General features: G+C 43.6%; 14 protein-coding genes. 1 reads left to right on the forward strand and 13 read right to left on the reverse strand.

Going from position 1 to position 14,756, the window contains the following annotated elements; translation table 11 throughout:
• Positions 1–20: 20 nt before the first annotated feature.
• The gene (locus tag IEY18_RS01175; RefSeq protein WP_188916996.1) at positions 21–470 is read right to left on the reverse strand and encodes a regulatory protein RecX; all 450 of its coding nucleotides are present in this window, start codon (positions 468–470) and stop codon (positions 21–23) included.
• A gap of 12 nt (positions 471–482) precedes the next feature.
• Positions 483–1,475 carry a recombinase RecA gene (locus tag IEY18_RS01180; protein ID WP_188916998.1) on the reverse strand — a complete coding sequence of 331 codons (993 nt, stop codon included), beginning with the start codon at positions 1,473–1,475 and terminating at the stop codon, positions 483–485.
• A gap of 310 nt (positions 1,476–1,785) precedes the next feature.
• Between IEY18_RS01180 and mutS the strand changes: the two genes are divergently transcribed.
• Positions 1,786–4,359: a DNA mismatch repair protein MutS gene (gene mutS, locus IEY18_RS01185; protein ID WP_188917859.1), complete on the forward strand. Its 2,574-nt coding sequence runs from the start codon at positions 1,786–1,788 to the stop codon at positions 4,357–4,359.
• Between the two features lie 92 nt (positions 4,360–4,451).
• On the opposite strand, the gene rpoS is transcribed toward mutS, so the two are convergent.
• From rpoS to mazG, 11 genes are all read right to left on the reverse strand, one after another.
• Positions 4,452–5,411 (reverse strand): RNA polymerase sigma factor RpoS, encoded by a 960-nt coding sequence (gene rpoS / locus IEY18_RS01190; RefSeq protein ID WP_188917000.1) that lies wholly within the window; start codon positions 5,409–5,411, stop codon positions 4,452–4,454.
• A 79-nt stretch (positions 5,412–5,490) separates the two neighbouring features.
• The gene (locus IEY18_RS01195) at positions 5,491–6,360 is read right to left on the reverse strand and encodes a peptidoglycan DD-metalloendopeptidase family protein (RefSeq protein ID WP_188917860.1); all 870 of its coding nucleotides are present in this window, start codon (positions 6,358–6,360) and stop codon (positions 5,491–5,493) included.
• Between the two features lie 78 nt (positions 6,361–6,438).
• The gene (locus IEY18_RS01200; RefSeq protein ID WP_188917002.1) at positions 6,439–7,074 is read right to left on the reverse strand and encodes a protein-L-isoaspartate(D-aspartate) O-methyltransferase; all 636 of its coding nucleotides are present in this window, start codon (positions 7,072–7,074) and stop codon (positions 6,439–6,441) included.
• On the reverse strand, positions 7,071–7,820 hold the full coding sequence (surE, locus tag IEY18_RS01205) for a 5'/3'-nucleotidase SurE (RefSeq protein ID WP_188917004.1): 750 nt from the start codon (positions 7,818–7,820) through the stop codon (positions 7,071–7,073). The genes IEY18_RS01200 and surE overlap by 4 nt, the downstream gene beginning before the upstream one ends.
• Before the next feature lie 35 nt (positions 7,821–7,855).
• Positions 7,856–8,908, reverse strand: a complete 1,053-nt coding sequence (gene truD / locus IEY18_RS01210) for a tRNA pseudouridine(13) synthase TruD (protein WP_188917006.1) — start codon at positions 8,906–8,908, stop codon at positions 7,856–7,858.
• Between the two features lie 23 nt (positions 8,909–8,931).
• Positions 8,932–9,411, reverse strand: coding sequence for a 2-C-methyl-D-erythritol 2,4-cyclodiphosphate synthase (gene ispF / locus IEY18_RS01215; protein WP_188917008.1), 480 nt, complete (start codon positions 9,409–9,411; stop codon positions 8,932–8,934).
• A gap of 19 nt (positions 9,412–9,430) precedes the next feature.
• Positions 9,431–10,120: a 2-C-methyl-D-erythritol 4-phosphate cytidylyltransferase gene (gene ispD, locus IEY18_RS01220; RefSeq protein ID WP_188917010.1), complete on the reverse strand. Its 690-nt coding sequence runs from the start codon at positions 10,118–10,120 to the stop codon at positions 9,431–9,433.
• Positions 10,121–10,134: 14 nt separating this feature from the next.
• Positions 10,135–10,437: a cell division protein FtsB gene (ftsB, locus tag IEY18_RS01225; RefSeq protein WP_188917012.1), complete on the reverse strand. Its 303-nt coding sequence runs from the start codon at positions 10,435–10,437 to the stop codon at positions 10,135–10,137.
• A gap of 103 nt (positions 10,438–10,540) precedes the next feature.
• Complete coding sequence (eno, locus tag IEY18_RS01230; RefSeq protein ID WP_188917014.1) at positions 10,541–11,836, reverse strand: phosphopyruvate hydratase; 1,296 nt, start codon at positions 11,834–11,836, stop codon at positions 10,541–10,543.
• Positions 11,837–11,962: 126 nt separating this feature from the next.
• Positions 11,963–13,600: a CTP synthase gene (gene pyrG / locus IEY18_RS01235; RefSeq protein ID WP_188917016.1), complete on the reverse strand. Its 1,638-nt coding sequence runs from the start codon at positions 13,598–13,600 to the stop codon at positions 11,963–11,965.
• 190 nt (positions 13,601–13,790) lie between these two features.
• Positions 13,791–14,585: a nucleoside triphosphate pyrophosphohydrolase gene (gene mazG, locus IEY18_RS01240; protein ID WP_188917017.1), complete on the reverse strand. Its 795-nt coding sequence runs from the start codon at positions 14,583–14,585 to the stop codon at positions 13,791–13,793.
• Positions 14,586–14,756 lie beyond the last annotated feature (171 nt).

Here is a 14,756-nt window from a genome sequence, read left to right on the forward strand (position 1 = left end):
AAATTACACAATCGGGTTTATTACGTCTCATAAGGATCATACTCAAGTGCAAAAGCAACTTGGTCATAGCTAAATCCTTGCCCCATCAAAAAGCGAATTCGTTTTGCTTTGTCTTTGGCATCCGCTATTGGTTTTCCCGCAAACTTTTTTAAAGCCCGGCTTTTGGCCAGTAAAAACCAATCACAATCCGTTTGCTGCAACACCTCTGAAACGATGCTTTTACTCACACCTTTTTGATATAAACTTTGCTGAATTTTAGCGGGGCCGTAGCCTTTAGAAATGTGGCTTTTTATTAATAACTGAGCATAGCGCTCATCACATAGATACTGGTTCGATTCACAATAATCGAGCGCTTGTTCAATCTCCAATGACTCGAAGGCTTTTTGGCGTAATTTGATTTGAAGTTCTTGACGGGAGTGGTCGCGGCGCGCCAGAAGCGCGACCGCGATTTGTCTAGCAGATTGGCTCATTCAGAATAAAGCTTAAAACACTTCACCGGTTTCTAGGTCGATATTTTCTTCGCCTTCAGTCACTGGTGCAGCCTTCGTTAATAACTTGGAGCGCAGTGCCGTATCAATTTCTTGGGCAACCTCTGGATGTTCAAGCAAATACTTCCCGGCATTTGCTCTACCTTGGCCAATCTTGTCGCCTTTATAGCTATACCATGCACCCGACTTTTCAACCAATTGATGCTTCACACCTAGATCTACAAGCTCACCAGTGCTATTCACCCCTTTACCATAAAGAATTTGGAATTCAGCCTGCTTGAAGGGAGCAGCAATTTTATTTTTTACTACTTTCACTCGAGTTTCATTCCCGACGACTTCGTCACCTTCTTTAATTGCACCGGTTCTGCGAATGTCGAGTCGAACAGAAGCGTAAAACTTTAACGCGTTCCCACCTGTTGTCGTTTCTGGGTTACCAAACATAACACCAATTTTCATACGAATTTGGTTGATAAAAATAAGCAGTGTATTTGATTGCTTTAAATCACCGATTTCACCTTCAATTTCAGCTTTTGGTGTTAATGCTGCAACGGAGTCAACAATGATGACGTCAACCGCTCCGCTACGTGTGAGTGCATCGCAAATCTCTAATGCCTGCTCACCGGTATCAGGCTGTGAACACAATAAATTATCAATATCAACACCTAACTTCTGAGCATAGATAGGATCCAGTGCGTGCTCTGCATCAATAAATGCACAAGTTTTACCTTGCTTTTGAGCTGCTGCAATCACCTCAAGCGTTAAGGTTGTTTTACCTGATGACTCGGGTCCGTATATTTCTACAATACGTCCCATAGGTAATCCGCCCGCTCCTAAAGCAACATCCAAAGATAAAGAACCGGTAGATATCGTCTCTACATCCATTGAGCGATCTTCACCCAGTTTCATGATAGAACCTTTACCAAACTGCTTTTCAATTTGTCCTAAAACTGCAGCAAGTGCCTTTTCTTTATTTGGATCAGCCTTCATCTTGTTTCCCTCTAACTACAGCATTAGTACTGTATGCATACTTGATACAAGCCACGCAAATTCGATATCTTGGTTCTGCGAGTCTCATTTGATACGCCTAGTATACTGTATGATTGTACAGTATCAAGTGCTGTACGAATAATTTTTTATTTTCCCGCATTAATTCCTATTTCCGCGCATTTTCACCTTTTAGCTAATCACGATAGACCCGACAACTTTACCGAATAAATCACGCCCATATTGCGATTTTATTGATAAGATGAGCAGCCACAAAATTTATCATCAGTCTGTAGAGAGTCAAAGCCAAGCCATGAATGCCAAGTCAGCCCCTAATTTGGAAAAACACACACCAATGATGCGTCAATATCTCGGTATGAAAGCTGAGCACCCTGACATGTTGTTGTTTTATCGGATGGGCGATTTTTATGAGCTGTTTTACGAAGACGCGAAGAATGCATCACAGCTACTGGGTATCTCTTTGACCGCTAGGGGTAAAAGCGGAGGCGACCCAATTCCCATGGCTGGCATTCCATATCACGCCGTCGAAGGCTATCTCGCAAAACTTGTTCAACAAGGTGAATCTGTCGCAATTTGTGAACAAATAGGAGATCCAGCCACGTCAAAAGGACCGGTAGAACGAAAAGTTGTTCGAGTCGTTACGCCCGGTACGCTGACCGATGAAGCGCTACTTCAGGAAAGACAAGATAACCTTCTTGCCGCTGTTTATGAAGGCAAAGTCGGGTTTGGCTATGCGACCCTTGACTTATCATCTGGCCGATTCGTGATTTGCGAATTAGCAGACGGTGAAGCGCTGGAAACAGAACTACAACGAACAGCACCAGCAGAACTCCTTTACAGCGAAGACTTTGCTGAGCTGATGTTAATCAATGACATCAAAGGAAAGCGACGACGACCAGAATGGGAGTTTGATTCGGATACGAGTCATACCCTTTTGTTAAATCAATTTGGAACAAAAGACTTACATGGTTTCGGTATAACAGACGCAAAATTGTCGCTACAAGCTGCAGGCTGCTTGATGCAGTATGTAAAAGACACTCAGAAAGCCGCATTACCGCATATCAAATCAATTGTGCGAATAAATCCCGAAGATAGCATTGTGCTTGATGCCGCAACGCGCAAGAACTTAGAGCTCACTCGGAATCTTTCTGGAGGCACGGAAAATACACTTGCTTGGGTGCTAGATAATACAGCCACGGCAATGGGTAGCCGAATGTTGCAGCGCTGGATCCATCAACCGCTCACCGATCACCAATCCATCCAATCTCGGCATACTGCGGTCAAAGAGCTATTGGAGCGAGGCAGTTTTGAAGCTCTTCATCATATTTTAAAAAGTATCGGCGATGTCGAACGCATCATGGCGCGACTCGCGTTAAGGACGGCAAGGCCAAGAGATTTCGCTCGATTGAGGCAAGCTTTAACATTGCTACCTGATATTCAAGCGGTGCTCGGTTCAAGTCAAAATTCTCACTTGCAGCGTCTCGCAATAAAGTTGGCAGAGTTCCCAGAACAATTACAATTATTGGAATGCGCAATAGTCGATAACCCGCCGGTGCTCATACGTGATGGCGGTGTAATTCGCGCAGGTTATGATCATGAGCTTGATGAGTGGCGAAGCCTTAGTGATGGTGCCAATGACTATTTGTTGCAGCTTGAAGCCAGAGAAAAAGAGCAAACAGGAATTAGTACGCTCAAAGTTGGCTATAACAAAGTTCACGGTTTCTATATCGAAGTGAGCAGACGTGAATCTGATCTTGCACCAATGCACTATCAAAGGCGCCAAACTTTAAAAAACACAGAGCGATATATTACACCAGAGCTCAAGGAACATGAGGAAAAGGTTCTTTCCAGCCAAGGAAAAGCTTTAGCTCTTGAAAAACGATTGTGGGAAGAGTTGTTTGACTTGTTATTGCCCAAACTACATGAGCTACAAGATCTTGCGTCTGCAGCGGCGGAGCTAGATGTATTAAGCAACTTTGCTGAACGGGCTGATTTGCTGGGCTACTGCTGTCCCAGCTTAACAAAAGAGCCGGGTATAGAGATCGAATCTGGTCGCCACCCAGTCGTAGAAAAGGTTAGCCAAAGTCCTTTCATCGCCAATCCCGTCACGCTCAATCCGCAACGTCAAATGCTGATAGTGACGGGACCTAATATGGGAGGTAAGTCTACCTATATGCGACAAGTCGCTTTAATTACTCTTATGGCACATATAGGAAGCTTTGTACCTGCCCATTCAGCAAGAATTGGTCCGATTGATCGCATATTTACGCGTATTGGCGCTTCGGATGATTTAGCATCAGGACGGTCGACATTTATGGTCGAAATGACTGAAACAGCCAATATTTTACATAATGCGACACCAAATAGTTTAGTTCTTATGGACGAAATTGGTCGAGGTACTTCGACTTACGACGGTTTGTCACTTGCTTGGGCAGCAGCCGAGTACTTGGCACAAAAAATCAATGCGATGACTCTATTTGCAACCCATTATTTTGAATTAACACATTTACCTCAGATAATGTCGAATGTTTTCAATGTCCATTTAGACGCAGTGGAGCACGGTGATAGCATTGCTTTTATGCATGCTGTAGAAGAAGGCGCAGCTAGTAAAAGCTATGGTTTACAGGTTGCAGCGTTAGCAGGTGTTCCGAAGAAAGTCATTCAAGCCGCCAAGCTCAAGTTACACCATCTAGAAACACAAAATAATGAGCCCCATCCGGATACAAATGTGTCAACGCAAATGCCCGTTTCGGTTATCCAAGATTCAGAAGTCGAGTTATTGTTACAGCAAATCAATCCCGATGACTTGAGCCCTCGAGAAGCTCACGACCTACTGTATAAGCTGAAGCAGCAGCTCAATTCATAGCAAAGTCGTAAAATAAAAAAAAGCCACCGAGCAATCGGTGGCTTTTCAATTAAAAATTTTATCAACATTCTTATAGCTCTTAAAAACTAATCCTAGCTTTTAAATAACGCTTCAACAGACAATCCTTGCTGGCTCAATAAATCCTTAAGTCTGCGTAGCGCCTCAACTTGGATCTGTCTAACGCGCTCACGCGTCAAACCAATTTCAGAGCCGACATCTTCCAATGTTGATGGCTCATAACCCATGAGGCCAAATCTTCTGGCAAGCACTTCTCTTTGCTTAGTATTTAACTCATATAGCCATTTCACTACAGAGTTAGAAATATCTTCTGTTTGTACTTTATGATCGGGCCCAACTGAGTCATCATCAGCAATGACATCTAGTAGAGCCTTGTCATTCTCGCCACCGATAGGTGTATCCACTGACGTAATCCGCTCATTGAGCTTTAACATTTTGCTAACATCACTACTTGGGATATCAAGTTTTTCAGCGATTTCTTCAGCTGTTGGCTCATGGTCAAGCTTGTGCGCTAGCTCTCTCGCTGTACGCAAATAAACGTTTAATTCCTTCACAACATGAATTGGCAAACGTATGGTCCGCGTCTGATTCATGATTGCACGTTCAATTGTTTGACGGATCCACCACGTGGCGTATGTAGAAAATCTAAACCCTCTCTCTGGATCAAATTTTTCAACGGCGCGGATCAATCCGAGATTTCCCTCTTCGATTAAATCTAACAATGCTAATCCGCGGTTGTTATAACGACGAGAAATTTTAACGACAAGTCTTAGGTTACTCTCAATCATACGGTTGCGAGATTTCTCACACCCTTTAAGAGCTTTTCGGGAAAAATAAACTTCTTCTTCTGCGCTTAGTAATGGCGAAAAGCCAATCTCACTGAGGTAAAGTTGTGTCGCGTCTAGATTTTTTTGTAGGTCTTCCTGAACCAATTGTTCGGTTTCTTCTTGAACGACTACACTGGCATCCTTGACGGCTTTGGGGTTTGAATTTGTTGGCTTTTCTGCCTTTGCGGCATTTGATTTGCGGCTCATAATGAACTCTCCCTAACCTTTCAATCATTAAAATTACTGCACTGTTTTATCCTCCAACGCCAATACGGCTCCTAAACCATTATCGTTTAGGCAAATAATTTAAAGGGTTCACTGATTTACCATGTTTGCGAACTTCAAAATGAAGCATCACTCGATTGGTACCTGAACTCCCCATTTTGGCAACCATTTGTCCTGCGGTTACGCTTTGTTTCTCTTTGACCAAGATTTTGTCTGCATGTGCATAAGCACTTAAATAATCATCGCTATGCTTAATGATGACTAAGTTGCCATACCCACGCAGCGCATTCCCAGCATATACAACTCTTCCATCTGCCGCGGCTTTAATAATATCCCCGCGTCGCCCCGCTATCTTGATTCCATTACTTCCCTGCTCTTTGGCAGAAAAGGTACCCACTAAACGCCCTTTTGAAGGCCAAAACCAACGACTCACTTGTTTGGGTAACGTTGATCGTGACGAAGGTATACTTTTGTTAATATTTTGTGTGGCACTGGTTACAGAGTACGCAGAGTTGCGACCCCGATCAAGCTGTTTTTTTGCACTTTGTTGCTGTTTTTGATTAGAGCTTTTGCTTGATTTAGGCGTTTGATTCTTGACCACTTTCGGTGCGGAAGTGATTTGTGGGCGGGTGGAAACAGGTTTTACTTTACTGGAAATAGGTTTTTTTCGTGGTTTTAGCGGCTGTAAATACAACACTTGTCCGGGGTATATCGTGTACGGTTTTTTCATCCGATTCAGCCGAGCAATCTCAACGAAATCTTTGCCCGCCCCCCACGAAATAGAGTAAAGCGTGTCACCCTTCTTCACTTTATATCGAGTCGATTTTAATGAGCCTTTATTGTAGATTGGCTTACTTCGCTCAAAAATTGAGTCTACAGGAGCCGGCTTCGCAGCTTGGAAGCTACAACCATTCAAAAGTATCGCTATCATTACTATAAAGAGCAGCCAACTTTGCTTCAAATTAGTTCCTTTTGTTTTTAAGCTTCCTGTTTTTAGATCAAAATAATCTTAGGCAAGTTCACCATTCACAAGTGGCACAAATTTGACCGATTCAATCACTTCTGAAGTAAACTTGTCGCCACGTCGTGTGACTCGCAGAAGCTGTTGGTGATCTTCACCCACAGGAATAATCAACACACCATTATCAGCCAATTGTTTCAATAACTCTGAAGGAACTTCTGCTGCTGCTGCTGTCACCATGATGGCATCAAATGGCGCTCGATTACGCCAGCCCTGCCAACCGTCCCCATATTTAAACGCAATATTATGCAAATCTAACCGTTTCAGCCTTTGTCTCGCCATGATTTGCAAAGACTTGATTCGTTCTACCGTGTACAACTGAGGTACTAGCTGAGCCAAAACTGCAGCTTGGTAACCTGAGCCAGTGCCAATTTCTAACACTGATTGAGGTTGGTGCTGCAACAAAAGCTCCGTCATTCTTGCTACGATATATGGTTGTGAAATGGTTTGTCCCTGCCCAATCGGTAATGCCGTGTTTTCATAGGCCTTGTGTGCCAGCGCGGCATCTAAGAACAACTCCCTTGGCGTTTCTGAGACGGCCTTCAATACTTCTGCAGATAAAATACCTGCTTCGGATAATTTCAACGCCATGTTTCGCGCTGATGTTGAAGCAACCTGACTCATATTTTTTCTATCCAATCCTGTAATTTTGAAATTTGTTCAAACGCCGTTAAGTCCACAGTTAGGGGAGTGACAGAAACATAGCCATTAGCAACAGCATCAAAATCAGTCCCTTCACTTGCATCTTGCTCTTCACCTGGCGGCCCAAGCCAAAATATCTCGCGACCAGCGGGGTCTTGGGTACGAATCATTCCTTCAGCTTTGTGCCGAGCGCCTAGCCGCGTTACTTTGATTCCCTTAATCTCTGCAATAGGTAAATCTGGCACGTTCACGTTTAAAATTTGGTCCTTATCGATCGGGTGTTCTCGTAACGCTTTCACAATTTTGCAGGCATAAGTAGCCGCTGAATCGTAATGTACTAATTTGCTGCCGACTAAAGAAATGGCAATTGCCGGTAAACCTAAAAATCGACCTTCTGTAGCAGCAGCTACAGTGCCTGAATATAGGGTATCATCTCCTAAGTTGGCACCAGCATTTATACCCGATACCACCATATCAGGCTCACCATCACACAGTTCTCTTATCGCTAAATGAACACAATCTGTCGGCGTTCCGTTGACAGAAACCCGTTGATTCGACAATCGTTGCACTCTTAAAGGGTTCGTCAATGTTAGGGAATTACTTGCTCCCGAGCAATTTCGATCAGGGGCAACAGTTAATACTTCATAAAACTCTGCAAGCGCATTCGATAAGGCTTGAATACCCGGCGCATGAATCCCATCATCATTGCTTACCAAAACCTTCATCAAACATTGCTCCTTCTGTACTCACAAATCACGACTATTCATGCGTTATCGGTTGAGGGTTGTGGCTGCTTGCTCATATCCTGATAATCAAATAATTCTCGCAACACTGACGTCGCATAGCAACCACTAGGCAAGACAAATTCCAAAGTTAATACATTATCCTCAACTACATACTTCAGACCTTGGGGCTCGACAATCATGGGGCGTCGCTCTTGTTGCAGCCCCGCTTGGGCAAGTCCCTCACAATCCTGCTCGAACTCAGATAAAACGCTCTTTTCAAATTGCGCAGCCTCACCTTTAGAAAGCATATCTCCTTTCCCCCATAGCGGCGCTGAAAGCTGGATATCTTTCTCCAATAAACGTTTGCAGTTCGTTTCATCCCATGAGTCAGCGACAAAATAACTCTTACTACCAGATAACATGACACAATCGCCTGCTAATTTAGCGTGGCTGTGCGTCGCCAATCGTTGGCTTACACATTGATTGAAAAGATACGATCGTACTGCCGATAAATACATGCTGCGCTTATTGCGATCTTTAACCTTTCGTCCGGCTAACATTTGACGACCTTGGATCAAATTACGACCACCGTTGCCAAAACGTTGCTCGCCAAAATAGTTCGGAACCCCTTGATGTGAAACTTGTTCAATTCTTAGTTTCACATCTTCAATATCAGAGACTTCACGCAGTGTCAGCTTAAATCGATTGCCCACAAGAGCACCTGTTCTCAACTTCTTTGTATGACGATGGGCAGACAGTATCGACAAATCAGTTGAATTCAGCTGGCTCCATTCCGGTGTCTCTTTCCCAGGAATACGTACGCCAAACCATTGCTGTGTAACTGCGTATTTATCCTTCTGCCCGGCAAAACTGACATCTTTGGAATGAATGCCTGCAAATTTGGCAAGTTTGTCCGCAACCTGAATCGTATTTAAGCCGTCTTTCTGTATATGCAGCAAATGGTGCTCGCCTTCACCTGTTGGCTCAAAAGGCAATATTTCTTTTACAATAAAGTCACTATTATGGGTTTTAAGGTTAGCTTGCGCGCTCGGCTTACCCAGTAAATAATACAATGCGTTGGTTTGTGTCATGATCGTTCTGTAGTCACTTCATCTTATTTAATTAACAATACGACAGCTTCAACAGCTATGCCTTCTTTTCGCCCGGTAAAGCCTAACTTTTCGGTCGTTGTTGCTTTCACATTCAGATTTTCAACTTCTGTCTCAAAGTCTTCAGCCAACACATCACGCATAGCTTGGATATAAGGTAGTAACTTCGGAACTTGCGCGATCACCGTAACGTCGAGGTTCCCTAATCCATAGCCGCGCTCCTTTGCAAGCGCAATACAGTGCCGTAATAGGACACGACTATCTGCGCCTGAAAATTGTGGATCGGTATCAGGAAAGTGTTTACCGATGTCACCTAAAGCTAGCGCACCAAGTACAGCGTCACTTATCGCATGAAGTACAACATCACCATCGGAATGCGCAATAAGACCACAGTCATAAGGCACATTGACACCACAAAGCATCAACGGCGCATTGCCACCAAACTTATGTACATCAAATCCATGGCCAATTCGGATATTCGTCATTGAAACACACTCCTTACCATTATCTGCGAGCCAAAAATAACTCAGCCAATGCAAGATCATCAGGATGGGTCACTTTTATATTATCTGCACGGCCTATAACCAAAGCGGGTTGAACACCGCCCCACTCCATCGCAGACGCTTCATCTGTAATATTTACGCCATTTTGCAGCGCTTTGTCTAAATATGATGCGAGCAGCTCGGCAGGAAAGAGCTGTGGCGTTAATGCATGCCATAGCGATTCCCGGCATACGGTTTCACCGATTTTCCCTTGGGTATTTGCACGCTTCATCGTATCTCTTACTGGCATTGCTAATATTGCCCCTTGCGGGTTATCTAGCCTCGACGCCAGCAATTTATCAATGTCAGAAGGCTTTAAACATGGTCTCGCAGCATCATGAACGAGTGCCCAAGAGCCTGAATCGGCAATTTTTAACCCTGCTAAAACAGAATCTGCACGCTCTTTTCCTCCGACAACGGTAGTCAACTTTGGATGTGTTGCTTGAGCGAGTGAAGGAAACGTTTGATCTTCAGGGTTAAGTGCGACGACGACTTGATCTATTTTGTCGTGATTTAAAAGTACATCAAGCGTATGAGCAAGGATACATTGTTCGCCTAATGGTAAGTATTGCTTAGGAATATCGGCTTGCATTCTGCTACCGATCCCAGCCGCAGGCACAATGGCAACGACTTTAGAGGGTTGTGTTTTCAAAGCCCATGCCTCTACTACTGAAATGTCTTTTTAATTTTGTTTGAATCACGATTGACTACACGGTAAAAAGTTTCACCTTCTTTGACCATGCCAAGTTCATTTCGGGCTCGCTCTTCTAGTGCAACGGTACCACTGCGGAGTTCATAAATTTCTTCTTTTAAAACTTCATTTCGATCGATTAGTTTTGCATTTGTTGCTTGTTGCAAAGCAATTTGCTTCTCCAAACTGTAATATTCAGTCAAGCTATTCTCACCAATCCATAGGCGATACTGTAAAAGTGCTAAGACAATTGTGATGACAAAAACTAAACGTTTCATAAGGCTATGAGATCAGGGTCGTCGCTTCATTGGAATATAGTAAACAGATAGTACAACAAAAAAGGCCACCTAGTGGTGGCCTTTTTGTACTTTGGTCAAATTTTTAGCCTTGACCTTTAATTTCAACTAAACCTCGGTACGGAGCATTCTCTTCAAGCAGCTCTTCAATACGTAGTAACTGGTTGTATTTCGCAACACGGTCAGAACGACATAGAGAACCTGTCTTGATTTGGCCTGCGGCCGTTGCAACAGCTAAATCAGCAATCGTCGCATCTTCGGTTTCACCACTACGGTGTGAAATAACTACGGTGTAACCAGCTTCTTTCGCCATACGGATTGCTGCAAGCGTTTCAGTAAGAGAACCGATTTGGTTGAACTTAATCAAAATTGAGTTGGCAATGTTATTCGTAATACCGCGCTCTAGAATCTTAGTGTTCGTTACGAATAAATCGTCACCTACAAGCTGCACTTTATCACCAAGAATTTGTGTTTGGTAAGCCCAGCCATCCCAATCAGATTCATCGAGGCCATCTTCGATAGAAACAATAGGGTACTCTTCGCAAAGCGACTTCAAGAAATCTGAGAAACCATTTGCTGAGAACACTTTTCCTTCACCAGAAAGGTTGTACTCACCATCTTTGTAAAATTCTGATGCTGCACAATCAAGCGCTAGTGTTACATCTGAACCAAGCTTGTATCCTGATTTCTCGACCGCTTCTTTAATCACAGCAAGCGCATCAGCATTTGACGCTAAGTCTGGAGCAAAACCACCTTCATCACCAACAGCAGTATTTAAGCCTTTTGCTTGTAAAACTTTCTTCAAAGTATGGAAAATTTCAGCACCCATACGTAACGCTTCACGGAAAGTTTTTGCGCCAACAGGTTGAATCATAAACTCTTGGATATCAACATTGTTATCAGCGTGCTCGCCACCATTTAGAATGTTCATCATTGGTAATGGCATTGAATATTGACCTGGCGTACCATTCAATTCAGCAATATGAGCAAATAGCGGCATTCCCTTACTCATTGCTGCGGCTTTGGCGTTTGCTAGTGAAACAGCAAGAATTGCATTTGCACCAAGCTTGTCTTTGTTCTCTGTGCCATCTAAATCGATCATCGCCTGATCAATTTCAGCTTGCGCGGTTGCATCTTTACCAACAAGTGCGTCACGGATTGGGCCATTAATATTGCCCATCGCCATTAACACACCTTTACCTAAATAACGTGATTTATCACCATCACGTAACTCAAGCGCTTCGCGACTACCGGTAGAAGCACCTGATGGCGCTGCGGCCATACCAATAAACCCACCTTCCAGGTGTACTTCAGCTTCTACTGTTGGGTTACCGCGTGAATCCATGATTTCGCGACCAATTACATGTACGATCTTAGCCATAATGTCCTCGATTAAAGATTTAAAAAATAAAAATAAAACAAATTCTTCAAACCTGAACTTACCTTGCCTTTAAAAGAATAAAGACCGGTCGATCTTTGCAGAACGCCGGCCTTATCGGAAAAAGGGTTAGCCTAAATCGCGTTTCTGATACGCGTCGGCTGCGGCAACAAAACCTTCGAATAATGGCTGACCATCTCGAGGGGTAGATGTAAATTCAGGGTGGAATTGACCGGCAACAAACCATGGATGGTTTGGTAATTCGATCATTTCTACTAATTCTTTATCTGATGACAAGCCACTAAATACCAATCCGGCTTGTTCTAACTTCTCTCTATATGCGTTATTCACTTCGTATCTGTGACGATGACGCTCAACACAAGTTGGCTCACCGTACGCTGCTGCAGCTTTTGTGCCTTCAATTAAGTGACATAACTGAGCACCTAGGCGCATTGTACCGCCTAAATCAGAATTTTCATGACGTTGTTCGAGTTTACCGTCATTATCCATCCATTCTGTGATCAGCCCCACAACTGGATGTGGCGTTTCTTTGCAGAACTCACTCGAATGCGCATTTTCTAGGCCTGCAACATTACGCGCAAACTCAATTAACGCGACTTGCATTCCCAAACAAATCCCAAAATATGGGAGTTGATTCTCACGTGCATATTGAGCAGCAAAAATCTTACCCTCAACACCACGCTCGCCAAATCCGCCCGGGACCAAAATACCATCTAAACCTTGAAGCACTTCGGCGCCTTTTGCTTCAACTGTTTGCGAATCAATATACTTAATATTGACCGACACACGCTTCTTTAAGCCAGCATGTTTTAATGCTTCGTTGACTGATTTATATGCATCAGGCAATTCAATGTATTTACCAACCATACCAATGGTAACTTCACCATTAGGGTTTGCTTCTTGATAAATTACATTTTCCCACTCTGATAAGTCCGCGTCATCACATTCCAAATGGAAACGACGAACGACCAACTCATCTAAACCTTGCGAACGCAATAATGCGGGGATCTTGTATATGCTATCGACGTCTTTTAGCGAGATAACTGCGCGCTCTTCAACGTTACAGAATAATGAAATTTTTGCTTTTTCATTTGCAGGAATAGCACGATCACCACGACAAACTAGAACATCTGGTGCAATACCAATTGAACGTAACTCTTTAACAGAGTGTTGAGTCGGCTTAGTTTTTACCTCGCCTGCTGCACCAAGAAATGGCACAAGCGTTAAATGCATAAATAAAGTGCGCTCGCGTCCTAGCTCTACACCCAATTGACGAATCGATTCAAGGAATGGAAGCGACTCAATGTCACCAACGGTACCACCAATTTCTACAATAGCGACATCATGACCTTCACCGCCTGCGATGACTTTTTCTTTAATCGCATTCGTAATGTGAGGGATGACCTGAATTGTTGCACCGAGGTAATCTCCACGACGTTCTTTACGCAGTACTTCTTCGTAAATACGTCCGGTAGTGAAGTTATTGCGACGGTTCATTTTGGTACGAATGAAACGTTCGTAATGGCCTAAGTCAAGATCCGTTTCCGCTCCGTCCTCAGTAACAAATACTTCCCCGTGTTGGGTTGGGCTCATGGTGCCAGGATCAACGTTGATATACGGATCCAGCTTCATAATAGTTACGTTGAGGCCACGAGCCTCTAAAATTGCTGCAAGTGATGCAGCAGCAATGCCTTTACCGAGTGATGAAACCACGCCACCCGTCACGAAGATATACCTAGTCGTCATGCTGAACCTGAGAAATTGAGTTGAAATACGTGCTTGTTATAAAGCACTAGGACGGGAAAATATTATACCAAAGGCGCACAGCTTCGACAATTAACAAATACTATTATCTGACTTCCTGAGCAAAAATCAGTTTGCTGACCGACAATTTTCAGCTAAACGCGATGAACAAGACCTAGAGAAGTCTGCTCATTTAGCTCAGCTCTTGTTTTACTTGTTCCCAATATACATCGAGCTCTTGCAAGCTATGAGACTCCATAGGCTTTCCACTGACCAAAGCTTTTTGCTCTACACCCCGAAAACGCTGTTCAAATTTGCGATTGGCTTGCCTTAGGGCTTGTTCCGGATCAACCTTGAGGTGCCTCGCAAGATTAGTCACCGCAAATAATAGGTCTCCGACTTCATCTTGTACTTTTTGCGGTGAAACGTCTTTCTGTTTAACTTCATATAAAACTTCATCAAACTCTTCATGAATTTTATCGACCACAGGCCCAAGATCTGGCCAGTCAAAACCCACTCTTGCGACTCGCTTCTGAATCTTAACAGCCCGAGAAAGTGCAGGTAGTGATACTGGAATATTATCTAACGCAGAGTGGAGCGACTTATCTTGTCGCTCTTTGGCTTTTATTGCCTCCCACGTTTGTTTCACCTGTGTTGTTGAGGTGAGCTGAATATCGCCAAACACATGCGGATGACGACTGGTTAGTTTTTGGCAAACGCGATCAACGACCGTGGCAAAGTCAAAGATGCCCTGCTCTTTACCTAACTGGCAATAAAAAACAACTTGAAACAACAAATCTCCCAGCTCATCAGGTAATTCATCTAGCGCCATTCGTTCAATCGTATCAGCAACTTCATAAGCCTCTTCGAGAGTAAAAGGCACAATACTTTGGTATGTCTGCACTTTATCCCATGGACAGCCAGTCTCAGGATCTCGTAACCGCGCCATTATCTTCAGTAAAGGGGTTATATCAGCGGTTGGGGACATAAGAGTTCTCACTTTTCACGCAGGATTTGCAATGCGATGGGGTTACAGATTGATGAAATAAACACATGCCAAACAACATCCCAAGATATCTCAATTTAATTGGTATTAAGCCATCCTTCAAATGGCCAATCCGACTATTCGGACTGGCCACGTTTAGGCATGCTTTAGGTG

The sequence above is a fragment of the Shewanella gelidii genome (genome assembly GCF_014647855.1).
In the GTDB taxonomy this organism is placed as follows: domain Bacteria; phylum Pseudomonadota; class Gammaproteobacteria; order Enterobacterales; family Shewanellaceae; genus Shewanella; species Shewanella gelidii.

Excerpts from the sequence above, each read along its gene's own strand:
- eno (WP_188917014.1), bottom strand. The coding sequence starts at position 11,836 with ATGGCTAAGATCGTACATGTAATTGGTCGCGAAATCATGGATTCACGC.
- ftsB (WP_188917012.1), bottom strand. The coding sequence starts at position 10,437 with ATGAAACGTTTAGTTTTTGTCATCACAATTGTCTTAGCACTTTTACAG.
- pyrG (WP_188917016.1), bottom strand. The coding sequence starts at position 13,600 with ATGACGACTAGGTATATCTTCGTGACGGGTGGCGTGGTTTCATCACTC.
- rpoS (WP_188917000.1), bottom strand. The coding sequence starts at position 5,411 with ATGAGCCGCAAATCAAATGCCGCAAAGGCAGAAAAGCCAACAAATTCA.
- IEY18_RS01175 (WP_188916996.1), bottom strand. The coding sequence starts at position 470 with ATGAGCCAATCTGCTAGACAAATCGCGGTCGCGCTTCTGGCGCGCCGC.
- IEY18_RS01200 (WP_188917002.1), bottom strand. The coding sequence starts at position 7,074 with ATGAGTCAGGTTGCTTCAACATCAGCGCGAAACATGGCGTTGAAATTA.
- ispF (WP_188917008.1), bottom strand. The coding sequence starts at position 9,411 with ATGACGAATATCCGAATTGGCCATGGATTTGATGTACATAAGTTTGGT.
- mutS (WP_188917859.1), top strand. The coding sequence starts at position 1,786 with ATGAATGCCAAGTCAGCCCCTAATTTGGAAAAACACACACCAATGATG.
- IEY18_RS01180 (WP_188916998.1), bottom strand. The coding sequence starts at position 1,475 with ATGAAGGCTGATCCAAATAAAGAAAAGGCACTTGCTGCAGTTTTAGGA.
- truD (WP_188917006.1), bottom strand. The coding sequence starts at position 8,908 with ATGACACAAACCAACGCATTGTATTATTTACTGGGTAAGCCGAGCGCG.
- mazG (WP_188917017.1), bottom strand. The coding sequence starts at position 14,585 with ATGTCCCCAACCGCTGATATAACCCCTTTACTGAAGATAATGGCGCGG.
- IEY18_RS01195 (WP_188917860.1), bottom strand. The coding sequence starts at position 6,360 with ATGATAGCGATACTTTTGAATGGTTGTAGCTTCCAAGCTGCGAAGCCG.